The following is a 22,189-nucleotide window of genomic DNA, read 5'->3' on the forward strand; positions in this document are numbered from 1 at the left end:
AACCCATGGATTTCCAGAATGTGGCAACGCTGCTGCAAAAAGAACTGCGCGATTCCCTGCGCAATCGCTGGTTCGTGCTCTACACCGTGGCCTTCACCGTGCTGGCGCTGGGGCTTTCGTTCCTGGCCCTGTCCGGCGCCGGCATCGTCGGGTTCGCCGGTTTTGGGCGCACAGCCGCCAGCCTGATCAACCTGGTCCTCCTGATTGTGCCCCTGATGGCGCTGACCGTCGGCGCGCAGAGTCTGGCGGCCGAGTCCGAGCGGGGCACCCTGAGCTACTTGTTGGCGCAGCCCGTCACCCGCCTGGAAGTCTTCGTGGGCAAGTACCTGGGGCTGGCCCTGGCTATCCTGGCCGCGCTGACGCTCGGTTTCGGCATCTCCGGGCTGGTCATGGTGGCGAACGGCATGGCCTACGCCGAGTCGTACCTGGTCCTCGTTGGCCTGGCGTTCCTGCTGGCCCTGACCATGCTCAGCGTCGGCTTCGTCATCTCGGCCTTTGCCCACAAGGCCGGCATCGCCATCGGCATCTCCCTCTTCCTCTGGTTGACCTTCGTCTTCCTGGGCGACCTGGGCATGATGGGGACAGCCGTTTCGATGCGGCTGAAAATTGCCGATCTGTTCCTGCTGGCCAGCGCCAACCCGCTGCAGGTGTTCAAGATGGCCTCCATCCTGAGCATCAACGCGACGCTGGATGTGTTGGGACCGGCCGGTCTCTACGCGCTGCAAACCTACGGCGACAGCCTGCTGTGGGTGTTCCTGGCCGTGCTCCTGGTTTGGGTTCTCGTGCCCCTACTGGTGGCCTATGGTCGGTTTAGGCAGCGGGGTGATTTTTGAGCGCCCCGCGCTAGTTTTCTATGATGAACTGTGCCTCATCACGTTGAACCTTTAGAAAGGCAAGATTGATTGGCTATGAAAATGCGTGTTACCCTTCTGGTGATGGTTGTTCTGACTCTGCTGTTGGCGGGTTGCAGCCAGGCAACCGAGATCAAACCGCCGACGATTCGCTATGGCGAAGACAAGTGCGCCGACTGCGATATGATTATCAACGACGAGCGTTTTGCTGCCGCGGCGATTCGTGAAATCAGCGCGGGCGACTATGAGAGCCTGCTCTTCGATGACATCGGCGATCTGGTGCGTTACCTGGCGCAGCACAAGGATCAGACATTCGTGGCCTCCTATGTCCACGATTATGATACGAAGGCTTGGATCGAGGCCGAGAAGGCCGTTTACGTGGACAGCGATACCCTCAAGACGCCAATGGCAACCGGACTGGCCGCCAGCTCCAGCCAGGGTGGAGCCGAGGCCCTGGCCGCTCAATGGAACGGCACAATCATGGACTGGGAAGCAGTCAAGGCCCAGGGCGGCACCATGCGCAGCGGCATGGGCGGAATGGGCGGCAGCAATCAGCCGACGCCCACCAAGTAGGCAGGCTCATAGAGCGGACACGATCTCCCGATCGTGTCTTCCCTGCCACCTTGTTCGCACCTTGCGCAGTGTGTCACAAGTGTTTGCAGGATTGACGAAATCGGCGCTTTGTAGTATGCTTTGGTCTGCGCTGCGCAAGACGCAGTCTCTGCCCAATGTGGCGCAACAGAAAATACACCTTTTCTCATTGACATGGAGGAGAACACATCGTATGCGAAAATTGTGGTTGATTGCAGTATTGGCGATCGTCGTTTTGTCCCTGGCTGCCTGCGGCGGAGGAGCCGCGACGCCCGCTCCGGCCAAGCCGACCGAAGCGCCGAAGGCCACTGAGGCGCCCAAGGCACCGCCGGCCGCAACGGGCGACGCGGTCGCCGGTAAGAAGCTGTACGACTCGGCCTGCATTGCCTGCCATGGCCCTGATGCCGTGGGCGTGCAGGGTCTGGGCAAATCCTGGGTCACTTCGGAATTCGTCAAGACACAAACCGATGCCCAGATCTTAGATTTCGTCAAGAAGGGTCGCCCCGCTACGGATCCGGCTAACACCACCGGTGTGGATATGCCTTCTAAGGGCGGCAACCCGGCGCTGACCGATCAGAACCTGCAGGACATCATTGCCTACATGCGCAGCATCAACAAGCCATAACGACGTTGCGTCTCAGCCAACAGCAAGTTGACTGCTGACGCCGCACATGAAGCAGAGAAGGCCGGAGATGAAATTCATCTCCGGCCTTCTCGCGTCCCAACGCCGTCCGGCCAGGAGACCAGGCCTACAGGTGAAGCGAGTTGGGGCAGGAACCGACATGACAAAAGTCGCAGACAACGGCCGGGCATGGCGCGATGATTTGGACGAGGGTTCACCCTCATCAAGAACTGAAGGACACGATCTTCCATGCCTACGTTTACCCGTTGGTGCATCAAGACTGCATTTCTTTACTTCACCATCGCTGTCTTGATCTTCGCCGTCTTGCTCTGGTCGCAGGTGCTTACGCTGCCGCCGGTTGTGGCTGCGCTGCGCCCCGTGGCCTACCACCTGTTGATGGTCGGCTGGGCCAGCCAGCTCATTTTCGGCATTGTCTTCTGGATGTTTCCACGCCTCAGCAAGGAACAACCGCGGGGTAACGAACGCGCCGCGTGGTTTGTCTACGCAGCCTTGAACAGCGGACTGCTGCTGCGCCTGTTGGCCGAGCCGCTGCAGATCATCCAGCCAGCGCCGGTCTGGGGCTGGACTCTGGTAGCGTCCGGGCTGCTGCAGGTCAGCGCAGGCTGGGTTTTCGTCTGGAACTCGTGGTCGCGCGTCAAGCCGCTGGGCGGAGCAACAGGGAGCAAATAATGCCCACCCTATCACGCTGGTTGGTACGCACGTCGTTTCTCTACCTGGCCGCCGGTTTCGGGCTGGGCGACCTCATCCTGACGGCCAAAGGGCTTGGTATCCTGCCCGGCATCTGGGTCTGGCTGCCGGCGCATGTCTTCCTGGTTCTCTTCGGCTGGATCATTCAGTTCACCATGGGTGTTGCCTACTGGATCTTGCCGCGCTGGGGTGTGACCGAAGGCCGCAACCGCGGCAACGACACGCTGCCGCGTATCAGTTATGTCAATTTTAACGTCGGGCTGCTCTGCCTGCTGCTGGCGCCGTGGCTGGCCAGCGCCTGGTCAAAGCCGGCCGCCGCCTGGTTCAACGCCGTTGGGGGCACACTCCTCGTCCTGGCCGTCGCCCTCTTCCTGACCCACGCCTGGCCGCGCATCAAGCCATTTTTGACGTGAGCAACAATTTCTTCATCTCTCATCTTTTCCTATTTTCTATTTCCTATTTTCTATTTCCTATTTTCTATTTCCTATTTGACCGCGCTTGTGGTATGATCGGGCTACACCCAGTTGCCTCCCGATCGCTCAACATTCCAGGTTTGCAGCATCCATTTCAATCTCTCTTTGACAATTACGGAGGTAGATCATGTCTGAGACAGTGTTACCGCAAGCTGATGAAGAACTCGTCGCACAGGTGCGTGGACTATTGGCCGGTGCGCCATCTTCATTTGAGGAGTACGAGGCCGGCGAGGGACGACGCGCCGTCGTTCCAGCCGATGTAACGCAAGCCACCGAGGCTGAACGGGCGCTGGAGCATCCGCAGGGTATCCTGGGCTGGCTCTGGGATCAGGTCGCGCGGGTGGCGAAAATGGTCATCTGCGGCCCCGAGGTCTACGACAGGCTGATCGTAGTCTCCGCGGATGAGATCAAGGCCAAGGTGGACGAACTGCTTGGCGAACTGATCGCCCGCATCACCGACCGGCTGCCGGTGTGGCTGCGCCCACTGGTGCCGCTGATTCGCCCCATCGTCGCGCAAGCCATCGCCTACGAAATTCATCGGGCGCTCAACCAGGGCTTGCAGACCTACTGCGGCGTGGTTTGAACGAATGATCAAACAAGAAACCCGTTTTCTGAGAGAAAACGGGTTTCTTGCGAATATCCTGCCGGCTGTGTCTTATCCGACAGGCAAAGCGCCCAGGCTGAAACCGCCATCCACCACCAGTACGCTGCCGGTCGTGAAGCTGGACGCGTCTGAGGCCAGGTAGAGCGCCGCGCCGGTCAGCTCCTGTGCAGGGGCGATGCGATGTTGCGGCGTGGCCTTCTCCAGCATTTGCTTCAACTGCGGATTGCCCCACAGCGCGGCCGAAAACTTGGTGCGGATGAAGCCAGGCGCCAGCGCGTTGACCTGGATGTTCTCCGGTCCCAGCTCAACCGCCAGGACTTTAGTCAACATGATGACCGCGGCCTTGCTCGTGCTGTAGACACCCATCAGCGGCCCAGGGTTGATGCCGGCAATCGAGGCCACATTGATGATCTTGCCGCCGCCCTGCTTGCGCATGACCGGTACCACCGCTTTGGCCAGGTAGAAATAGCCCTTGACGTTGACCTCGAAAATCTTATCCCAATGACTGCCTTCGGCCGTCAGCAGCGGCCCAAAGTGCGGATTCGTGCCGGCGTTGTTGACGGCAATATCCACGCGGCCAAAGGTGGCCACGGCCTGCGCCACCACCGCCTCTGTATCGGCCTGTTGACCCGCGTGCGCGGCCAACGCCAACGCCTGCCCGCCGGCCGCCTTGATCTTATCGGCCACCAGGCTGACATTCTCCAGCTTGCGGCTGGTCAGCACCACCGCCGCGCCGGCCTGCGCGTAGGCCAGGGCGATGGCTTCGCCGATGCCACGCGACGCGCCGCTGATGATGGCTACCTTGCCCGTGAGATCGAACTGATTCACGTATCGTCCCTCTTGAAGAGATACCAGGCCGAAGCATGCGCCCCTTCCTGGCCGCGTTGAACCCACAGCGACTGCCAGGCCGGCGCCAACAGCGCTTCGACTTGCGGTTGGTCCAGGCCAAACGAGGCCGCGTCCCCGTTCAGGCGCTGGGCGCCGCGGGCGTAGAGCAAAAAGTGTGCGCCTGGCTTCGTGTAACGCGTGAGATACATGGCATAGCTCTGCTGTTCGGCCGGCGTCAGGCTGTGCAGGCAGCCGATGTCCAGGGCCAGATCATAGCGGATACCGGCCCAGCGCCAATCGGTCACGTCAGCCACCATGAAACAGGCCTGCTGGCGCAGGGCAGGCACTTCCTGTGCGGCCCGCCGCCTGGCGCGCCGGATGGCGATCGGCTCGCTATCCACCCCGACCACCTGCCAACCATGACGAATCAGAAAAATCGCATTGAGACCGGTGCCGCAGCCCAGGTCTACGGCGCAGCCGGGCGTCAGCTCACCCGATTGCACCAGGCGAATCACCTCCGGCGGGGTGACGCCGGTGTCCCAGGGCGCTTTACCGGTCAGGTATGCCATCCAGAACAACATTTTGCGTTTCCACGCCATACGCGTACCACCTTATGTGCTGTGCCGGGCGAACGAACGTAGGGGCCAGGCTTGGCCGCATGGTGCGGCCAAACCCAGCCGAGCTAAGGACGTCGCTGCATCTGTACGACTTCCCAGATGCCCTCACTCAGGTTAATCACGGACAGGCAGGAATTGCAGTTTGCCACATCCGTCGCCGCCTTGCGCGCCAGATGACCGCAGGTGGGGCACACCACTGCCTTGCGCTGCGCTTCCTGGCGCACCAGCAGCCGGATCACATCATCGGTGGATGCGAGATGCATCTCGTCCTTCAGCATCTCCACCACTTCTTGCTCCTGGTCATTCAACTGCATACTGACATGAAATTCGTTTGCCATCATCTTCCTCTTATTGATTAGGGAACTCGTCTGAATATAGCCGAAAAACAGGTTGTTGTCAATCAGGCAATCAGCTTGCCCGGATTGAGTAAGCCGTCCGGATCGAAGCGCCGGCACAGGTCGCCCAGCACGGCCATGCCCAATGCGCCTTTTTCCTGCGCCAGGTACGACTTGTGGTCCAACCCCACGCCATGCTGATGGCTGATGGTGCCGCCGTGTTGCAAGATCACCTGACTGGCAGCCTCTTTCAGCACCTGCCAGCGGCGCAGGGTCTCTTCTGGATCGGACGCGACCCGGTACAGATAGGTCGTGTAGACACTGGCGCCGCTGGGGTAGGTGTGCGAGAGGTGGGTGAAAACATGCGTGCGCTCGCCGCTGTCCTGCAGGCCGCGGTGGAGTGTCGTGTCCAGGGCCGCAATCAGCGCGGGCGCCGTGGCCCAGTCGGTTACGGTCTCCACGGTATCCAGCGCGTAGCCCATGTCCCACAGGGTGTTGCGCAGATAGGGCGCCCGGAAACGGTTCTTGTGCCACTGCTGGCCGAAGGTGCGGCCCACATGGACGCCGCCATGCTGCCGCGCCAGACTCAGGGCCACCTGGCGCGACAGCTTGACTTGCGCCTGCGAGCCGCTGAAGCCCAGGATCAACATGCACTTCTCGTCACGGATACCGCTCACGGCCAGAAAGCGCGCCAGCGCCGCGATGAGGCGCCGGTGGCCGGCCAGGGCCAGGCTGGTTTGCGTCTCTACCGTGGTGCTCAGGCGCAGCATGGACAGGGGCGTCCGGGACTGCGCGATGGCACGCACGGCCGCCTGCCCGGACTCAAAGTCGGGGAAGAAGACGGCCCGGAAATCCTCGCAGGCCGCGACCGGCGTGATGCGCACCGTCGCCGTCGTCAGGATGCCCAGGCGGCCCTCGGAACCGAGCACGATCTCGCGCAGGTCTGGCCCCGCGGCCGAGGCAGGGAACGCGGGCAGATCCAGGACGCCAGCCGGCGCTTCCAGGTGGCCGCCGGCAAACAGGCGCTCGATGCGCCCAAAGCCCAGCGATTGCTGTCCGCTGGAGCGCGTCGCGATCCAGCCGCCCAGGGTGGAATACTCGAACGACTGCGGGAAATGTCCCAGGGTGAAGCCGCGGCCGCGCAGGTGCGTCTCCAGGTCTGGTCCGCTGATGCCGGCGCCAAAGGTCGCCAGGTGGTTGCGTTCGTCCAGGTGCAGCAGTCCGTTCAGACGCCCCATGTCAACCGTCACCACGGGCGCAGCCTCCGCCAGCGGGTTGATGTGACCGACCACGCTGGTGCCGCCACCGTAGGGAATCAGGCGTGTGCCGGTGGATTGCGCATAGGCGATGAGCGCGCGCACCTCGCGGTCGCTGGTGGGATAGGCTACGCCGTCAGGCAAGGCGCCCAGGCGGCCGCTGCGCAGGGCAATCCAGTCGGGCAGGCTTTGGCCGCGGCTGTGGCGCAGGCGGTCAGCGGGTTCATCGAAGACGAGGGGATGGGGAATCAGGCGCGAGCGCGGCAGCGCGGCCATGACTGCCGGCCAGGTTGCATCGCGCGGCCGCGTCCCTGGCCCCACCAAATCGCGCAGAAATTGCCCGGCTGCTTTGGGCAGCGGGTAGGTGATCGCGTCGTCACCCCAGCCATTCCAGCGTCGCATCGAGGCACCTCCTTGAGTTTGTCACAAGCGCCACTCCCCAGGATTCCGGCGCCGTGTCGGGTTGAGTGCGCATACCCGCGCGCGCCTTCATGGCGCTGGTTCCGGCGGCAAAATCTGCACGCGCAGCGCGGCCGCGGGTCGTACCAGGGGCAAAACCTCGATGCCGGCGCGTTGCAGCGCGGCCAACGTGAACCTGCGCAGGGCAGGGGCCACCTGTTCCTGTTTGCCAGGCAGGGTCTTGGCGGTCAGGCGCACAAGCACCGTGTCGTCCTGCACGCTCACGGGGCCAACGACCAGGGGTGTCTCCAACAGAGTGGTGCGCAGCGTTTCATCGGCAAAAGCAGCCTGCGCCGCCGCGTCCAGGGCTGCCAGCGCCAGGCGCAGGTCGGTGGCCAAAGGCAGGCGCGCTTCCACCACGGTGCGCGCCCAGCCGCGCGTGCGATTGGCCACCACTCGAATCTCGCCGTTGGGAACAACGTGCAGACGCCCGTCGCTTTCATCGCGCAGGTAGGTGGAGCGCAGGGTGATGCGTTCGACGCTGCCGCTCACGCCTGCCACCACGACCCCGTCGCCCACGCGGTAGAGATCATCGAGCAGGATCAGGATGCCGGCGATGTAGTCCTTGATGAGCGTCTGCGCGCCCAGGGAGATAGCCAGGCCGGCCACACTGGCGCCGGCCAGCAGGGGCACCACGTTGATCCCCAGCGCGTTCAGGATCATGAAGACGGCCAGGATGATAACCAGCGCCTCGATGCCGCTGCGCCCGGTCTGCAACAGGGTATGCACCCGCATCATCTGCTGCCGATCGCTCTCCGCGGCCTGCAAGCGACGGTCCGCGCGGCGTGCGAGCAGGCGCACCACGCGCAGCAGAATCAGGGTCAGCAGCACAATGACGCCGATGCGAATGAGCGCGTCGCCCCAGAAAAAAGCAGAGGCCGGTAGAGAGCCGGGAAACAGAGTGGACATGGTCAGTTCACAGCCTCACCGGCCGGTTGCTGTGCGCCGATTCCAGCAGCGCGGTGATGGTGGCTACGTTGCCGCGGCTTTCGGCCAGGCCGACACGCGGCGGCTTGCCCAACAGCACCGCGTCGGCCATATCCTCAATTTCGCCGCGATACAATGGTTCGCCGGCGATCTTGATAACTTCGATGAGATCGTTCTTATGGCGCAGAATCAGCTCTTCGTTGGTCTGCGGTTTGAACGGCGCGGCCACCGTCAACGTGCGCTCACTGCCCGCGATTTCCATGAAACTACGAAAGGGCAGTTGAAAGGCCGAATCAACCTGGGCCAGCAGGCCGTTGGCAAAGCGCAGCTGACCGGCGAACAGCTCATCCACGCCGCTGGGACCGCTGACCTGCCAGCCAAACACCTCAACCGGTTCCGCGCCGGCCAGGAAGCGGGCAAAACTGATGGGGTAGCAGCCCACGTCCCAGAGCGAACCGCCGCCCAGTTCAGGCAGCAGGCGCACATCCGAGCGGTTGGTCAGCAGGTAGCTGAAGGCGCCGCGCAGCAGGCGCATCTCGCCGACTGCGCCTTGTCCGATCATCTCTTTGACCCGCAGGGTCTGCGGATGATGCCGATACATGAAGGCTTCGGCCACCACAACGCCGGCCTGCTGCGCCGCCGCGGTGATAGCATCCACATCGGTCACGGTCAGGGCCAACGGTTTTTCGCACAGCACATGCTTGCCGGCCTGCACCGCCTTGAGCGTCCATTCCGTGTGCAGGGCGTTGGGCAATGAATTGTAGATCACATCCACGTCAGGATCGGCCAGCATGGCTTCATAGCTGGCAAAGGTGCGAGGGATCCGCCATTCTGCGGCATAGGCGGCGGCCCGGGCTGCGCTGCGGCTGGCCACCGCGGTCACCACATTACGCGGGGAGTGGGGCATGGCCGTCAGAATGGCCCGGTTGATGCGCGCGGTGCTCAAGAGGCCCCAACGCAAAATTCTTGACATCGAATTCCTCCTTTTTCAGGTTACGATGACGGCGTTCTCTGCGCCAAAGGTTGCTTTCTTGCGCCAACGTCGTCCGGCCAGGAGACCGGACCTACAGAAATGGCTGTTTGCAGCGCCCGGATGACCTTGAGGTCGGTCACCGGAAAGGCATAGGCCGCCAATTCCTCTGGCCACGCCCAGGCCCACGCGGCCACGCCCAGGGCCTGCGGCTCTCCGTGCAGCAGACGGCAGTGAAATGCGTGCAGTGTGATGCGCAGGTGGGTGTAGGTGTGCTGAACAGCCGTCAATTTCTCGCCCACCTCGATAGCAATCCCCAGCTCTTCCATGATCTCGCGGCGCAGGCACTCTGGCAGGCTCTCGCCTGGCTCCTGCTTGCCGCCTGGAAACTCCCACAGCCCGCCCAACATACCGTGGGGTGGACGCTGCGCAATGAGCAAACGACCGTCGCCCTTCCAGATCAGGCCGCAGGTCACATCGAAGTAGGGCAGCGCCTTGCGCGGGGTGCGCACGGGGCGGCCGGCCTGCACGCCGCGTGCCTGCGCCAGGCAGTGGCCGGTCAACGGGCAGGCCAGGCAGGCAGGGCTGCGCGGCAGGCACACCGTGGCCCCCAGATCCATCAACGCTTCGTTCAGCGGGCCGGCCTGATCGTCCCGGTCGAGGGTCATGACCAGCGCTTCGCTCAGCGCCCACAAGCGCGCCTCGGTGGCAGCCTGCCCCAGGGGCGTGTCCACATCGAAGACACGACTCAGAACGCGCTTCAGGTTACCATCGAGCACGGCGGCGCGCTGACCGAAGGCCAGGCTCAAGATCGCGCCCAGGGTGGAACGACCGATGCCCGGCAGGCTGGCCAGCTCCGTCCGCGTGCGCGGAAGGTGGCCGCCCTGCTGCGCGACGACGATCTGTGCCGCCCGATGCAAATGGCGCGCACGGGCGTAGTAGCCCAACCCCTCCCAGGCTTTCAAGGCGTCGTCTGGCGGGGCCGCGGCCAGCGCCTCCACGGTGGGAAAGCGCGTCAGCCAGCGTTCGAAGTAGGGGATCACGGTACTCACCTGGGTCTGTTGCAGCATGATTTCGCTGACCCAGGTCCGGTACGGGTCACGGCGGCCCTCGGCGTCCACGGTGCGCCAGGGCAACGAGCGCCCCTGGTCTTGCCCCCAGGCCAGCAGTCGCGCAGTCAGGGTCGCCGGAGAGGGAGGCTCAGACAGGGGAGCGGGAGGCAAGGGAGACAACGGAGACAACGGGGAAGCAACGGAAGCGGGACGCACGCGCGGTGTCATGCCAGCCCCTTAGCGGCCAACGGGGCTGAGCACGAAGAGTTGAAAGAACAGCCAGCTAATCAGAAAGAAAGCGCCAACAACCAACAGGATCGTGGTGCTGGACAGTTGACGTTTACGCCGCGGCGGTTCGGGCTTGGGCAGGGGGGTCTGGCAACGCCAGCACACCAGCTTATCGTCTGGATTCCATGTCTTGCATTTGATACAATCAGCCATAACAGGTCACCTCATGCAAAGGCCTCACAGGTGCGGACTCGCAAAGGAAGGATAAACGACAAAGACGCAAGATGCAAATCAGCGGGCCTGTGCAAATAGACTGCAAGCGGGCACGAATTGCGCCTGTTTCCTTAGGCGGAGAAGTGAAGTCTATTCCCGCGCTTGCAGTATAGGTCACAATCATGCAAAGACCGGGCCTGCGCGGCAGGCCCGGTCTTGTGGTCACTTCTCAGGTGCTGGGCGCAGGTCGGCGCTCAGCGCGTCAAGCAGACTTGGGCGTCCACTGCTCGGGCGATCGCCACAGGGCAGAGAGTATCAACTCGCGCATGAAGATCATTTCCTTGGGCAGGCGATCATACAGCTTGATGAACAGTTCATCGTGTGACAGCATCTCCTGCTTCCACAGCTCGCGGTCAACCGACATCAATTCGGTGTACTGGTCGCGCGAGAAGTCGTCCATGCCGCGCCAATCCAAATCCTCGTAGCGCGGCATCAGGCCCAACGGGCCTTCCACAGCAACGGCTTCGCCATTGGCGCGCTCCACGATCCACTTGAGGATGCGCATGTTGTCGCCAAAGCCCGGCCAGAGGAAGCGGCCGCTCTTGTCGGTGCGGAACCAGTTGACACCGAAGATGAGTGGCGGGTTGGTGATGGTGCGGCCAAACTGCAGCCAGTGGTCGAAATAGTCGGCCATGTGGTAGCCACAGAAGGGCAGCATGGCGAACGGATCGCGGCGCACCTGGCCCACTTGCCCGGCCGCGGCCGCCGTGGTCTCTGAACCCATCGTCGCGGCCAGATAGACGCCGTAGTTCCAGTTGTAGGACTGCATGATCAGCGGAACCACGTTGCTGCGCCGGCCGCCGAAGATGAAGGCCTTGATCGGCACGCCGTTCGGGTTTTCCCACTCTGGGTCAATCACCGGGTTCTGATAGGCCGGCGCGGTGAAACGGGCGTTGGGATGCGCGGCCTTGCGCCCTGAGTCAGGCGTCCAGGGCTTGCCCTGCCAGTCAATCAAGGAGGGAGGCGGCGTCTTGGTCATGCCTTCCCACCAAACGTCGTTGTCCGGCGTGAGAGCCACGTTCGTGTAGATGGTGTTGGCCTTGATGCTGGCCATGGCGTTGGGGTTAGTCTTCTCAGATGTGCCTGGCGCCACGCCAAAGTAGCCGGCTTCGGGGTTGATGGCGTACAACTGGCCGTCCGGACCAGGTTTGATCCAGGCGATGTCATCGCCCACCGTGGTGATCTTCCAGCCTTCGAAGGCCGCGGGCGGGATGAGCATGGCGAAGTTGGTTTTGCCACACGCGCTGGGGAACGCGGCGCCTACATAGGTCCTCTCACCGCTGGGCGCTTCGACACCCAGGATCAGCATGTGCTCGGCCAGCCAGCCTTCGTCGCGGGCCATGGTGGAGGCGATGCGCAGCGCCAGGCATTTCTTGCCGAGCAGGGCGTTGCCGCCGTAGCCGCTGCCATAGGACCAGATCGCGCGCTCTTCCGGGAAGTGTACGATATACTTCTGATCCTTGTTGCAGGGCCAGGACACATCCTTTTGGCCAGGCGCTAAGGGTGCGCCCACGGAGTGCATACACGGCACGAACTCGCCGTCTGTGCCCAGCACATCCCACACTGCCGCGCCCATGCGCGTCATGATGCGCATGTTGGCGACCACATAGGGTGAATCGGTCAACTCAACGCCGATGTGCGCAATGTAGGAGCCGAGCGGCCCCATGCTGAAGGGGATGACATACATGGTGCGCCCGACCATGCTGCCGTCGAAGAGGCGATTGAGCGTCGCCTTCATCTCCGCAGGCTCGATCCAATTGTTGGTGGGGCCAGCGTCCTGCTTGTTGACGCTGCAGATGAATGTACGGTCTTCCACGCGCGCCACATCGCTGGGGTCCGACAGGGCCAGGAAGCTGTTGGGGCGCTTCTCCTCGTTCAAGCGGACGAAGGTGCCCGCCTTCACGAGGGTCGCGCACATGGCGTCGTACTCGGCCTGGGAGCCGTCACACCAGTAGACGGCGTCGGGCTTGCACAGGGCAGCCATCTCGGCAACCCAGGTGCGGATCGTTTCGTGTTTCAGGTTCGATGGGTAGTTGAGCATAATTCCTCTATTCTGCATCGTGTGGCATAAGAATCCACGTCAAGTTGTCGTCCACTTTGGCAACCGGCCCCTGGCTGGTCAGCCAATACGCAGGTATTCTACTCGATAGCTCTGGCGGCAGGTATGATACGTATCATCGTTCTCGTGTTGCGGGCGCAAGTCGTTACCCCTCGCGCCGGTACGGCTTGAGCAAGGCGGCGGGGTATGAGGCGTTGCGGCCGGCCAGAGCCAACGCGGCAATCGTAACCAGGTAGGGCAGCGAGAGCAAGAACTGATAGGGCACGTTGACGCCGATGGCGCGCAGCCGCAGTTGCAGGGCCTCCACACCACCGAAGAGCAGCGCGCCCAGCATGACCCGGCCTGGCTCCCAGTTGCCGAAAATGACAATGGCAATGGCTACCCAACCGCGGCCAGCCACGATGCCGAAGGTGGCGGTGCCCAGTTGGGCCAGCGAAAGGAACGCGCCGCCTGCCCCCATCAACGCGCCGCTGAGCGCCAGCGCGGCGTAGCGCACACGCCGCACATCAATGCCCACAGAATCGGCCGCTTCGGGATTTTCGCCCACGGCGCGCACCCACAGGCCGAAGGTTGTGCGGTACAAGACCCAGGTGCCCAGCGGCGTCAGCAGGAAAGCAACATAGGTCAGCCAATACTGCTCGAAGATAGGCGCCACGGGGCCGAGGGCCGGCAAGTGCGGCTGCTGAAATGGCGTCATGGCGGGCGGGTTGGCGCTGCCCTTGAAGAGCACGCGAAAGATGAAAAGCGCCAGGCCCGAAGTCAACAGGGTCAGGCCCAGGCCCGACACGTGCTGATTGAGTCTTCGAGCAGCTTGGCGTAATCCATCTCGATTCCTCCATTTTCCAATGATTTCCAGCCATTTTCAGGCCATTCCAAACTATTCTTGGGATGCAGACGATCACTGACAACGAACAGATCTGAATCATAGACAGAGAGCGGGGAGGTCACAAACAGTGGGTGCCATGAATTATAGCAAGGATTGCATCTGCGTCAATTCGGTCGGCCAAGCGTCAGCAGTTCCAAATGTAGCACACATTCAACCACAAAAAGCACATGCGGGGGTTGGTGAACACAAAGAAACGGCAGATCAGGCGCAAATCGGCAACTTCTCTGCGTTCTTTGTGATCTCTGCGTTTTCGGAGAAAACGCATCTGTGGTAAAAAACCAGGCTACATTTGGAACTGCTGGCCAAGCGTCCGGTTCAGCAGCGTTCGATCACCAGCAGGTGCGACAGGCCAAAATAGCGCAGGGGCGACCGTTCCAGCGCATAGGTGACGGTGCGCAGCACGCGCCCCAGGCGCGGGCGGCGAGCGCTGAGCTTGTCGTAGCCGGGGAAAATCTGGCTGTGATGCACCGTCCGCACAGGCAGGCCGTCGAACAGGCGGCGCAGACCAGTCGCGGTGTACGCGCGCACGTGCGGAGCCAGGCGATTGCGCAGCGGGTCGGGCAAATAGTTGATGAGTGGGGTGTTGCCAAAATGGTAGCGGCCGCGCCAATAGTGGCCGTGGGTTTCGAAGGGGTAGAGGCGGTTGGGCGCAAAAATGACGGCCCGGCCGCCCGGCTTGAGCACACGTATCATCTCGGCCGCGGCCAGGCGATCGTCCTGCACATGCTCCAGCACCTCGTGCGAAAGCACCACGTCGAAGGTGCGGTCGCGATAGGGCAACGCCTCGCACGCGCCGACGTGTAGAAGTCCGTGCTTCGGCGCCTGCCTGGCCTGCTGCACACCCTCGTGAATGCGCTCCCACTCGATGTCAAGCCCGATCACCTGGGCGGCCACCGCTTGCATCTTTTGCACATAGGCGCCAATGCCGCAGCCGTCCACCAGCACCACGGCGCCTTCCAGCCCGGCCCACTGCCGAATCATGTCCAGGCGCCGATCTTGCCCAAAGCGCCAAACCAGCGAGGGCACGCCGCGGTCGGCCGCCCGGTCGTATGGCGCTGTCGCTGTCGCTGTCGCATGTTCCATGCTGACTGATCCTTTCCCGCCGGGTTCATGCGCTGCCGGGGACGCTAGTACACCTGTTCCTCGCGATGCCCGAAACCAAGCGTGTTGTCAATCAGGCGCAGCCAATCGGCCTCGATGACGTAGAAGGCGCTCTCGGCCAACGGGCCGGCCAGCTCCAACGGCCCATCCGGCGCGCCCGTCTGCGCCGCCGCCACGAAGGGGAATTTGGCAAAATAGACCATCGTGGCCTGCTGAGCGTCTGCGCCTGGTGTTGCCCGGCGGGCGCGGCCTTCCAGTTGCAGCCCGCGAATCTGACGCCATTCCTGCCCATCCTGATAGATGGCCGCGGCAATGGTCGGCTGCGTCTCGAACGCCTGGCAGTGGTTGGAAGTAGGGTTGGAGATGAAATAGAAGCAGAGCATCGTCTCCCCGGCGGAGTCTGTTACCCAGGCGTGTGCATAAAACAGCGGCGCGGCCTGGGGGCCTTGCGGCGTCCAGGTGGCCAGGGTCAGGGTGGTGTGAGCCTGCAGAAAGTCGTCAACTTGTTCCTCGAATGACGTAGTCATGAGCCTCTCCTACCCGGCCGCCGCAGTGCGGCCGGTGTCATGCAGTCTGGGGAGTGTGGGGCCGGCGCCGGTCCTCTTGCGCCGCGGCGCGCATCCCTTGCCAGCGGTGGTACAGTTCATTCTCCAGCCCCATGCGAGCCAGGATGCGGCCCACCGTGCCGTTGACGATGTCATCAACGGTTTGGGGCCGGCCGTAGAACGCCGGCACGGGCGGGAAGATCACACAGCCGATCTCGGCAGCCTGCACCTGCAAGCGTAGATGCCCCAGGTGCAGCGGCGTCTCGCGCACCACCAGGATCACCGGCCGCCCCTCTTTGAGCTGCACATCGGCCGCGCGTGTCAACAGGTCGGCGTCGTAGGAGTTGGCGATCGCGGACAAGGTCTTGATACTGCACGGGGCGATGATCATCCCTGCCGTGCTGAACGAGCCGCTGGCGATGGCCGCGCCCACATCGCCAGGCCGATAGACCACGTCGGCCAGCGCTTCGACCGCCGCGGGGTCCCAATCGGTTTCTTGCGCAATGGTCATGCGTGCGGATGGGCTGATCACCAGGTGTGTTTCGATGTCAGGCGCCGCGCGCAAAACCTCCAACAGGCGAATGCCATAGATTTGCCCGCTGGCGCCGCTGAGACCCACAATGATCCGTTTCATGCTGATACCTCGCCCACATGCAGCGCGACCGTGCCGAGCATCATCACCTTGTAGCGCACGCGGCGCAAGCCCACCCCTTCCATGATGCCCTTGAGCGCCTGTGGCAGGGGAAAAGCCAGGGTCGAATGCGGCAGGTAGGTGTAGGCCTGCCGCTCGCCGCTGAGCAGGCTGCCGATCAACGGCACCAGGCGGAAGAAATAGACGCCGAACAGGTCGCGCCAGAGCGGCGTTTGGGGTCGCGTGATTTCCAGGCAGACCACGCGTCCGCCCGGCTTGACCACGCGGCGCTGTTCCGCAAACGCGCGTGCGATGTCGCTGACGTTGCGCATCAGGAATCCGGAACAGACCGCATCGAAGGTGGCATCGGGAAAGGGTAAGCTGAGCGTGTCCGCGTCGGCAAAGCGCAGGCGCGAACCATGCACATCGAGCAATCCTTCGCGGTCGGCCTTGCGCTGGCCCACGAGCATCATCTCGTGGGTAAAATCCACCCCGGTGACATGCACATCCGGCCGCAGGCGCATCGCCTCGAAGCCAATGTCGCCCGTACCGGTAGCCACATCCAACAGATGCCCGCCGCTGGGCAAGCGACATTCCTTGACGATCAGGCGCCGCCAGCGCTGATCCTGACCGCCGGTCATCACCCGGTTCATCACATCGTAGCGCCCAGCAATCGCGGCAAACATCTGATTGACATAGGCCGATTTTTGCACCTGATCGGGCAGAATATCCGGGGGTCTCGTTACTTCAATGGGTTTAGTCATGACAATCTCAATATTCCAAATGATGACTGGCGCGAAGACTTGATGAGTGTGATGATACCAGAATGAACACCTTCGATCAAGTTTGCTATCTGCTGCCTTTGCCGCTTTGGTAAAATTGACAGGCCGCTGAATATATGCTATAAGCATCATAACAATTGAATAGCGCTGATGCTCTTATCCAGAGAGGCTGAGGGACCGGCCCTATGAAGCCTCGGCAACCAGACTACTGGTGGCCAGACACAAGTCATGCGACGCATCGCCAACGGCGGCGAAGTCATCGCACAACTTGCTCACTGCCAACAGGTTATGGTGCCAAATCCGGCAGAGGCAATCTGGAAGATGAGAGGCAGTGACTGACGCGATGCGTTGTCATCCCTCCTCACTTCGAGGAGGGATTTTTTTGTTTCCAGTCGCTCAGTCGTGCAACGATGCCTGCCCTCTTGACCACATTCCGAGACGGTTTTTGTTACCCCAAGCTGACGGGGTACCCGCGAGCAGCGGCGCTCGCAACCGCATCAGTGCAGTCGGTCCGCACCGTGGCCCGCGCAGCCACCGGGGGGACTCGTCCGAGTCACGTCTATCAACATGCACAGGAGATCAGAACCATGTCAAGCGCTACCGACAGCCGCACTCTGGGTTTCACCACCCGTCAACTGCACGCCGGGCTGACGCCCGACCCGACCACAGGCGCCCGCGCCCTGCCCATTTACCAAACGACGTCGTACCAGTTCCGCGACGCGGACCATGCCGCACGTCTCTTTGCCCTGGAAGAAATGGGCAATATCTACACCCGCATCATGAACCCCACCACCGATGTCTTCGAGCGCCGTATCGCCGACCTGGAGGGGGGCGTGGGCGCCCTGGCTTTCGCCTCCGGCCAGGCCGCAGAGACGGCTGCCATCCTGACCCTCTGCGAAGCCGGCGATCATGTCGTCTCCAGCAGCACCTTGTACGGCGGCACCTATTCCCTGTTCGCGTACAGCCTGCGCAAGCTGGGCATCGAGTTTACGTTTGTGAACGCGGCCGACCCGGAGAATTTCCGCCGCGCGGTGCGCCCCAACACCAAGCTCTTCTACGGCGAAACCCTGGGCAATCCGCAGATTGATGTCTTCCCCTTCGAGGAAGTGGCCGCCATCGCGCATGAGGCGGGCGTGCCGCTGATCATTGACAGCACCTTCGCCACCCCCTATCTGTGCCGACCGTTCGATTGGGGCGCCGATATTGTCGTCCACTCAACCACCAAGTTCATCGGGGGCCATGGCACCAGCATCGGTGGCGTCCTGGTGGACAGCGGCCGTTTCGACTGGGGCGCCAGCGGGCGCTTCCGCAACTTCACCGAACCGGACCCAAGCTATCACGGCCTGATCTTCAACAACCTGGCCCCGGCCGCCTTCATTTTCAAGGCACGCCTGCAAGTGCTGCGCGACATGGGGGCCTGCCAGGCTCCGTTCAACGCCTGGCTCTTCGTGCAGGGGCTGGAGACGCTGAGCTTGCGCCTGGAACGTCATGTCGCCAATGCTCAGGCCGTGGCCGAATACCTGTGCGACCATCCCAAGGTCAGTTGGGTCAACTATCCCGGTCTGCCCGGCCATCCGTCGTATGAGCGCGCCAAGCGCTATCTGCCCAAAGGCCCGGGCGCCATCCTCGGCTTTGGCATCCAGGGCGGGCTTGCGTCCGGCCGGCGCTTCATCAACAGCCTGAAACTCTTCTCGCACCTGGCCAACGTCGGTGACGCCAAATCGCTGGCCATTCATCCGGCCACCACCACCCACCAGCAGCTCAGCGACGCGGAACAGCTCGCGGCCGGCGTCACGCCTGACTTCGTGCGCCTGAGTGTGGGCATCGAGGACCTTGACGACCTGCTGTGGGACCTGGATCAGGCGTTGGCCGCGGCTTGATTGGATTTTGTAGGTCCGGCCTCCTGGCCGGACGACGTTGGATGAGGGAAGCAAGCTCTGCGGCGGACGGCGTTGTCACGCCGGAGGCGTGACCTACGGGTTGGCATGTCACGCGGCGGACGGCGTTGTCACGCCGGAGGCGTGACCTACGGCTATCGGTTCACCGAAATGGTGCGAGAATGGAACCAGAAACTATCGCGGTCGGCACAGCGGGCATCGTGCATGCTCAATTCGTTACCTTCGCGCAACCGCCGCACCCCATGCGGTTGGAGAGCGGGGTGGAGCTAGGGCCAATTACCCTGGCCTATGAGACGTATGGCACGCTCAACGCCGCGCGCACGAACGCCATCCTGGTGCTGCATGCCCTGAGCGGCGACGCGCATGCGGCCGGTTGCCTGGACACGGCGGATGGCCGCGTCGGCTGGTGGGACGACTGCATCGGGCCAGGCAAGGCCTTCGACACCGACCGCTTGTTCGTGATTTGTTCCAATGTGCTCGGCGGCTGCATGGGTTCCACCGGGCCGGCCTCCATCAACCCGGCCAGCGGACGCCCCTACGGCCTGCAATTCCCGGTCATCACCATCAGGGACATGGTGGAAGCCCAGCGCCATCTGCTCGATCACCTCGGCATCGAGCGGCTGCTGGCGGTGGTTGGCGGTTCCATGGGCGGCATGCAGGCGCTGCAATGGGCGGCCAGCTACCCGGAGCGCCTGCGCGCCTGCCTTCCCCTGGCAACCACCGCGCGCCTGTCGCCGCAGACCATCGCCTTGAGCGAAGTCGGGCGCCAGGCGATCTATCGCGACCCGGCCTGGTGTCAGGGCAACTATTACGACGGCCCGCGACCCGATGCGGGCCTGTCCCTGGCCCGTATGATCGGCCACATCACCTATCTGAGCGACCAATCCATGCAGCAGAAGTTCGGTCGCCGCCTGCAATCACGCCAGCACTACGGCTTCGACTTCGCGACGGAGTTCGCGGTGGAGAGCTACCTGGCGCACAACGGCGACGCGTTCACCCGCCGCTTCGACGCCAACACCTATCTGTATGTGACGAAGGCGATGGACTATTTCGATCTGACAGACAACGGCGCCGGTGTCAATCGCACCCTGGCCGAGGCCTTCAGCGAGGCCAGGGATGTCTGTTTCCTGGTCGTCTCGTTCAAGTCGGACTGGCTCTATCCCTCGTATCAAGCGCAGGAGATCGTCAAGGCCCTCACGCAGGTCGGCGCGGATGTCACCTCGTGTGACCTCGAATCAACCTGGGGACATGACGCCTTCTTGCTCGAAGTGGATACCATGACGCAACTGCTGCGCGATTTCCTGCGCCGCGTCGAGCAGGAACAGCACTGATTGCAGGCGCCGGAATGCACACCGAAAGGGGATCATGACCATGACTGTCCAGCTACCCTCTGTGGAAACCTTGCACGCAGGGCGCTATGCCCAAAACCCCGGTCAGACCACGGACCGCGCGCAGGCGCAGCCTCGTCTGCGGCCCGACCTGCGCGTGATCGCCGATTTGATTGCGCCCGGCAGTCGCGTGTTCGACATTGGCTGCGGCAATGGCGATCTGCTCGCCTTTCTCAAGGCCGAGCGCCAGGTCATCGGCCGCGGGCTGGAGCTGTCCGAAAGCGGTATGCTGACCTGCGTGCGCCGCGGGCTGAGCGTGCGCCAGGGCAATCTGGAGACCAGCCTGCCTGATTATCCAGATCACGCCTTTGATTATGTCGTGTTGAGCCAGACGATCCCCTTCGTGGATGATCCGGCCCACACGTTGGCCGAAATCGTGCGTGTGGGCGAGCGCAGCCTGGTCAGTTTTGCCAACTGGGGCCATTGGCGCAGTCGCCTCAGCCTGCTGCTGACCGGGCGCATGCCCGCGGCGCCCACCGATCTGCAGCCCTGGCACGCCTCGCCGCGCGCCCGCGCCCTGACGATCCGCGATTTCACGGAGTTCTGCGCCAGTCAGCGTATTCGCGTGCTCAATGTGCGCTTCCTGGCCGGGAAACATGCGCGGCCAATCACCTGGGCGAGCAACCTGCTGGCGACTGTGGCGGTGTTCGAACTGACGCGATGGGAGTAAAGAAATTATGTTAGTGTTGAAATTCGGCGGTACGTCCGTGGGGAGCGCCGATGCGTTTAGCCAGGTGGCTCACATTGTGGCGCAGGCGCGGACGCGGGATCCGCAGGTTGTCGTTGTGACCTCGGCCATGAGCGGGGTGACGAACACGTTGATTGCCGCGGCGCAGGCGGCGGCGGGCGGGCAGGAGGAAGGCTATCGCGAGGCGCGGGTTGCGCTGCTGGTCAAACACCAGGTGGTGGCCGGCCAACTGGTGGCCGATGGTGTGGAGCGGGCGGCGCTGGGGCGTCTGTTCGATGAGCGCCTGCGCAGCTTCGAACGCCTGTGTCGCAGCATTGCGGTGCTGGGCGAACTGACCAACCGCGGGCTGGATGTGGTTTCCGGCCTGGGCGAGCGCCTGGCCGCGCCGCTGCTGGCGGCCGTGCTGCGCAGCCAGGGCGTCCATGCCGAGGCCATTGATGCGACCGAGGTGCTGGTGACCGACAACAGCTTCGGCGCCGCCAGCCCCTTGCTGGCCGAGACACGCATGCACTGCCAGGAGCGCCTGCGGCCGCTGCTGGAAGGGGGCGTGGTGCCGGTCCTCACCGGGTTCATCGGCGCCACCGCGCAGGGGATTCCAACTACCCTGGGCCGCGGCGGCTCGGACTATTCGGCCGCCATCTTCGGCGCGGTGCTCGACGCCGATGAAGTGCAAATCTGGACCGATGTCAACGGCGTGCTCACGGCCGATCCGCGCATCGTGCCGGAAGCGCGGACTCTGCCGGAACTCTCCTACAGCGAGGCGGCCGAGCTCTCGTACTTTGGCGCCAAAGTGCTGCACCCCAAGACGATTCTGCCGGCCATCGAACGCGGAATTCGCCTGCGCGTGCTCAACACCTTCAACCCGGAGCACCCCGGCACCTGTATCGTCAAGGAACTGACAGAGACCGGGCGCAAACTCGGCGCGGTTAAAGCCATTACTGCCATCAAGAACCTGACCCTGGTCAACGTGGCCGGCAAGGGCATGATGGGCGTGCCTGGCATCGCGGCGCGCACCTTTGCCGCGGTGGCGCGTGCGGGCGCCAACGTCCTGATGATCTCGCAGTCGTCGTCGGAGCAGAGCATTACGTTCGTCGTGCCGCAGAGTGATGCGCCGACCGTGCTCGATGACCTGCGCCATGACCTGGCGCGGGAGTTGGCACAGCACTGGGTGGATGCGGTGACCGGCCGCGATGACATCGTCATCGTGGCGGTGGTGGGCGCGGAGATGGCCGGCACACCGGGCATCGCGGCGCGGGTATTTGGCGCCCTAGGCGAGGCGCACGTCAACGTGATCGCCATTGCGCAGGGGTCATCGGAGGTCAACATCTCGCTGGTCGTGCTGGTCGGTGATGCCGACACGGCTGTGCGTCGCATCCACGCGGCCTTTGCCCTGGATAGGCTGGGTGAAAACCTGTAA

The 22,189-nt window shown here is 63.1% G+C and carries 25 protein-coding genes and 1 riboswitch; of the genes, 11 read left to right on the forward strand and 14 right to left on the reverse strand.

Annotated features, from left to right (window positions below; translation table 11 throughout):
* Positions 1 to 5 precede the first annotated feature (5 nt).
* The 6 genes from IPM84_24425 to IPM84_24450 all read left to right on the forward strand — a co-directional run bounded on the left by IPM84_24425 (position 6) and on the right by IPM84_24450 (position 3,828).
* Positions 6 to 833, forward strand: a complete 828-nt coding sequence (locus IPM84_24425) for an ABC transporter permease (protein ID MBK9095839.1) — start codon at positions 6 to 8, stop codon at positions 831 to 833.
* An 81-nt stretch (positions 834 to 914) separates the two neighbouring features.
* Complete coding sequence (locus IPM84_24430; protein ID MBK9095840.1) at positions 915 to 1,424, forward strand: nitrous oxide reductase accessory protein NosL; 510 nt, start codon at positions 915 to 917, stop codon at positions 1,422 to 1,424.
* 211 nt (positions 1,425 to 1,635) lie between these two features.
* Positions 1,636 to 2,067, forward strand: a complete 432-nt coding sequence (locus tag IPM84_24435) for a c-type cytochrome (protein ID MBK9095841.1) — start codon at positions 1,636 to 1,638, stop codon at positions 2,065 to 2,067.
* 246 nt (positions 2,068 to 2,313) lie between these two features.
* Complete coding sequence (locus tag IPM84_24440; GenBank protein MBK9095842.1) at positions 2,314 to 2,754, forward strand: hypothetical protein; 441 nt, start codon at positions 2,314 to 2,316, stop codon at positions 2,752 to 2,754.
* Positions 2,754 to 3,185: a hypothetical protein gene (locus tag IPM84_24445; GenBank protein MBK9095843.1), complete on the forward strand. Its 432-nt coding sequence runs from the start codon at positions 2,754 to 2,756 to the stop codon at positions 3,183 to 3,185. The genes IPM84_24440 and IPM84_24445 overlap by 1 nt, the downstream gene beginning before the upstream one ends.
* 187 nt (positions 3,186 to 3,372) lie before the next feature.
* Complete coding sequence (locus IPM84_24450; protein ID MBK9095844.1) at positions 3,373 to 3,828, forward strand: hypothetical protein; 456 nt, start codon at positions 3,373 to 3,375, stop codon at positions 3,826 to 3,828.
* 72 nt (positions 3,829 to 3,900) lie between these two features.
* Here IPM84_24450 and IPM84_24455 read toward each other — a convergent pair whose 3' ends face one another.
* From IPM84_24455 to IPM84_24500, 10 genes are all read right to left on the reverse strand, one after another.
* Positions 3,901 to 4,677 (reverse strand): glucose 1-dehydrogenase, encoded by a 777-nt coding sequence (locus IPM84_24455; GenBank protein MBK9095845.1) that lies wholly within the window; start codon positions 4,675 to 4,677, stop codon positions 3,901 to 3,903.
* On the reverse strand, positions 4,674 to 5,258 hold the full coding sequence (locus IPM84_24460; GenBank protein MBK9095846.1) for a methyltransferase domain-containing protein: 585 nt from the start codon (positions 5,256 to 5,258) through the stop codon (positions 4,674 to 4,676). The genes IPM84_24455 and IPM84_24460 overlap by 4 nt, the downstream gene beginning before the upstream one ends.
* 101 nt (positions 5,259 to 5,359) lie before the next feature.
* Entirely contained in the window at positions 5,360 to 5,635 is a 276-nt protein-coding gene (locus IPM84_24465; protein ID MBK9095847.1) for a hypothetical protein, read from the reverse strand.
* A 59-nt stretch (positions 5,636 to 5,694) separates the two neighbouring features.
* Positions 5,695 to 7,287, reverse strand: coding sequence for an FAD-binding oxidoreductase (locus tag IPM84_24470; protein MBK9095848.1), 1,593 nt, complete (start codon positions 7,285 to 7,287; stop codon positions 5,695 to 5,697).
* 87 nt (positions 7,288 to 7,374) lie between these two features.
* A complete protein-coding gene (locus IPM84_24475) occupies positions 7,375 to 8,253 on the reverse strand; it encodes a mechanosensitive ion channel (GenBank protein ID MBK9095849.1) in 879 nt (292 codons plus the stop codon).
* 7 nt (positions 8,254 to 8,260) lie between these two features.
* On the reverse strand, positions 8,261 to 9,244 hold the full coding sequence (locus tag IPM84_24480) for a Gfo/Idh/MocA family oxidoreductase (GenBank protein ID MBK9095850.1): 984 nt from the start codon (positions 9,242 to 9,244) through the stop codon (positions 8,261 to 8,263).
* Positions 9,245 to 9,264: 20 nt separating this feature from the next.
* Complete coding sequence (mutY, locus tag IPM84_24485) at positions 9,265 to 10,521, reverse strand: A/G-specific adenine glycosylase (protein ID MBK9095851.1); 1,257 nt, start codon at positions 10,519 to 10,521, stop codon at positions 9,265 to 9,267.
* Between the two features lie 9 nt (positions 10,522 to 10,530).
* Positions 10,531 to 10,734, reverse strand: coding sequence for a hypothetical protein (locus IPM84_24490; protein ID MBK9095852.1), 204 nt, complete (start codon positions 10,732 to 10,734; stop codon positions 10,531 to 10,533).
* Between the two features lie 262 nt (positions 10,735 to 10,996).
* Positions 10,997 to 12,853, reverse strand: a complete 1,857-nt coding sequence (locus IPM84_24495) for a phosphoenolpyruvate carboxykinase (GTP) (GenBank protein ID MBK9095853.1) — start codon at positions 12,851 to 12,853, stop codon at positions 10,997 to 10,999.
* A gap of 145 nt (positions 12,854 to 12,998) precedes the next feature.
* On the reverse strand, positions 12,999 to 13,709 hold the full coding sequence (locus IPM84_24500; protein ID MBK9095854.1) for an ABC transporter permease: 711 nt from the start codon (positions 13,707 to 13,709) through the stop codon (positions 12,999 to 13,001).
* A 97-nt stretch (positions 13,710 to 13,806) separates the two neighbouring features.
* Here IPM84_24500 and IPM84_24505 point away from each other — a divergent pair, with 97 nt between their 5' ends.
* Positions 13,807 to 14,013, forward strand: a complete 207-nt coding sequence (locus IPM84_24505; protein ID MBK9095855.1) for a hypothetical protein — start codon at positions 13,807 to 13,809, stop codon at positions 14,011 to 14,013.
* Positions 14,014 to 14,054: 41 nt separating this feature from the next.
* Here the strand turns inward: IPM84_24505 and IPM84_24510 are convergent, their stop codons facing one another.
* From IPM84_24510 to IPM84_24525, 4 genes are read right to left on the reverse strand one after another with little or no spacing between them, the layout of a single operon-like run.
* Positions 14,055 to 14,822, reverse strand: a complete 768-nt coding sequence (locus tag IPM84_24510; protein ID MBK9095856.1) for a class I SAM-dependent methyltransferase — start codon at positions 14,820 to 14,822, stop codon at positions 14,055 to 14,057.
* A 44-nt stretch (positions 14,823 to 14,866) separates the two neighbouring features.
* Positions 14,867 to 15,367 (reverse strand): pyridoxamine 5'-phosphate oxidase family protein, encoded by a 501-nt coding sequence (locus IPM84_24515; protein MBK9095857.1) that lies wholly within the window; start codon positions 15,365 to 15,367, stop codon positions 14,867 to 14,869.
* A gap of 37 nt (positions 15,368 to 15,404) precedes the next feature.
* Positions 15,405 to 16,019: a UbiX family flavin prenyltransferase gene (locus IPM84_24520; protein ID MBK9095858.1), complete on the reverse strand. Its 615-nt coding sequence runs from the start codon at positions 16,017 to 16,019 to the stop codon at positions 15,405 to 15,407.
* Positions 16,016 to 16,780 (reverse strand): ubiquinone/menaquinone biosynthesis methyltransferase, encoded by a 765-nt coding sequence (locus tag IPM84_24525; protein MBK9095859.1) that lies wholly within the window; start codon positions 16,778 to 16,780, stop codon positions 16,016 to 16,018. The genes IPM84_24520 and IPM84_24525 overlap by 4 nt, the downstream gene beginning before the upstream one ends.
* Positions 16,781 to 16,951: 171 nt before the next feature.
* Positions 16,952 to 17,126, forward strand: a riboswitch (SAM riboswitch).
* 259 nt (positions 17,127 to 17,385) lie between these two features.
* Between IPM84_24525 and IPM84_24530 the strand changes: the two genes are divergently transcribed.
* From IPM84_24530 to IPM84_24545, 4 genes are all read left to right on the forward strand, one after another.
* The gene (locus tag IPM84_24530; GenBank protein ID MBK9095860.1) at positions 17,386 to 18,678 is read left to right on the forward strand and encodes an O-acetylhomoserine aminocarboxypropyltransferase/cysteine synthase; all 1,293 of its coding nucleotides are present in this window, start codon (positions 17,386 to 17,388) and stop codon (positions 18,676 to 18,678) included.
* Between the two features lie 179 nt (positions 18,679 to 18,857).
* Positions 18,858 to 20,027 (forward strand): homoserine O-acetyltransferase, encoded by a 1,170-nt coding sequence (locus IPM84_24535; GenBank protein MBK9095861.1) that lies wholly within the window; start codon positions 18,858 to 18,860, stop codon positions 20,025 to 20,027.
* A 40-nt stretch (positions 20,028 to 20,067) separates the two neighbouring features.
* Entirely contained in the window at positions 20,068 to 20,754 is a 687-nt protein-coding gene (gene metW, locus IPM84_24540) for a methionine biosynthesis protein MetW (protein ID MBK9095862.1), read from the forward strand.
* 7 nt (positions 20,755 to 20,761) lie between these two features.
* Positions 20,762 to 22,189, forward strand: a complete 1,428-nt coding sequence (locus IPM84_24545) for an aspartate kinase (GenBank protein ID MBK9095863.1) — start codon at positions 20,762 to 20,764, stop codon at positions 22,187 to 22,189.

The organism is Candidatus Amarolinea dominans, assembly GCA_016719785.1.
Lineage (GTDB): Bacteria > Chloroflexota > Anaerolineae > SSC4 > Amarolineaceae > Amarolinea > Amarolinea dominans.

Coding starts and splice junctions, on each gene's coding strand:
- IPM84_24425 (MBK9095839.1), top strand. CDS start 6: ATGGATTTCCAGAATGTGGCAACGCTGCTGCAAAAAGAACTGCGCGAT.
- IPM84_24430 (MBK9095840.1), top strand. CDS start 915: ATGCGTGTTACCCTTCTGGTGATGGTTGTTCTGACTCTGCTGTTGGCG.
- IPM84_24435 (MBK9095841.1), top strand. CDS start 1,636: ATGCGAAAATTGTGGTTGATTGCAGTATTGGCGATCGTCGTTTTGTCC.
- IPM84_24440 (MBK9095842.1), top strand. CDS start 2,314: ATGCCTACGTTTACCCGTTGGTGCATCAAGACTGCATTTCTTTACTTC.
- IPM84_24445 (MBK9095843.1), top strand. CDS start 2,754: ATGCCCACCCTATCACGCTGGTTGGTACGCACGTCGTTTCTCTACCTG.
- IPM84_24450 (MBK9095844.1), top strand. CDS start 3,373: ATGTCTGAGACAGTGTTACCGCAAGCTGATGAAGAACTCGTCGCACAG.
- IPM84_24460 (MBK9095846.1), bottom strand. CDS start 5,258: ATGTTGTTCTGGATGGCATACCTGACCGGTAAAGCGCCCTGGGACACC.
- IPM84_24465 (MBK9095847.1), bottom strand. CDS start 5,635: ATGATGGCAAACGAATTTCATGTCAGTATGCAGTTGAATGACCAGGAG.
- IPM84_24470 (MBK9095848.1), bottom strand. CDS start 7,287: ATGCGACGCTGGAATGGCTGGGGTGACGACGCGATCACCTACCCGCTG.
- IPM84_24475 (MBK9095849.1), bottom strand. CDS start 8,253: ATGTCCACTCTGTTTCCCGGCTCTCTACCGGCCTCTGCTTTTTTCTGG.
- IPM84_24480 (MBK9095850.1), bottom strand. CDS start 9,244: ATGTCAAGAATTTTGCGTTGGGGCCTCTTGAGCACCGCGCGCATCAAC.
- mutY (MBK9095851.1), bottom strand. CDS start 10,521: ATGACACCGCGCGTGCGTCCCGCTTCCGTTGCTTCCCCGTTGTCTCCG.
- IPM84_24490 (MBK9095852.1), bottom strand. CDS start 10,734: ATGGCTGATTGTATCAAATGCAAGACATGGAATCCAGACGATAAGCTG.
- IPM84_24495 (MBK9095853.1), bottom strand. CDS start 12,853: ATGCAGAATAGAGGAATTATGCTCAACTACCCATCGAACCTGAAACAC.
- IPM84_24510 (MBK9095856.1), bottom strand. CDS start 14,822: ATGGAACATGCGACAGCGACAGCGACAGCGCCATACGACCGGGCGGCC.
- IPM84_24515 (MBK9095857.1), bottom strand. CDS start 15,367: ATGACTACGTCATTCGAGGAACAAGTTGACGACTTTCTGCAGGCTCAC.
- IPM84_24520 (MBK9095858.1), bottom strand. CDS start 16,019: ATGAAACGGATCATTGTGGGTCTCAGCGGCGCCAGCGGGCAAATCTAT.
- IPM84_24525 (MBK9095859.1), bottom strand. CDS start 16,780: ATGACTAAACCCATTGAAGTAACGAGACCCCCGGATATTCTGCCCGAT.
- IPM84_24530 (MBK9095860.1), top strand. CDS start 17,386: ATGTCAAGCGCTACCGACAGCCGCACTCTGGGTTTCACCACCCGTCAA.
- IPM84_24535 (MBK9095861.1), top strand. CDS start 18,858: ATGGAACCAGAAACTATCGCGGTCGGCACAGCGGGCATCGTGCATGCT.
- metW (MBK9095862.1), top strand. CDS start 20,068: ATGACTGTCCAGCTACCCTCTGTGGAAACCTTGCACGCAGGGCGCTAT.
- IPM84_24545 (MBK9095863.1), top strand. CDS start 20,762: ATGTTAGTGTTGAAATTCGGCGGTACGTCCGTGGGGAGCGCCGATGCG.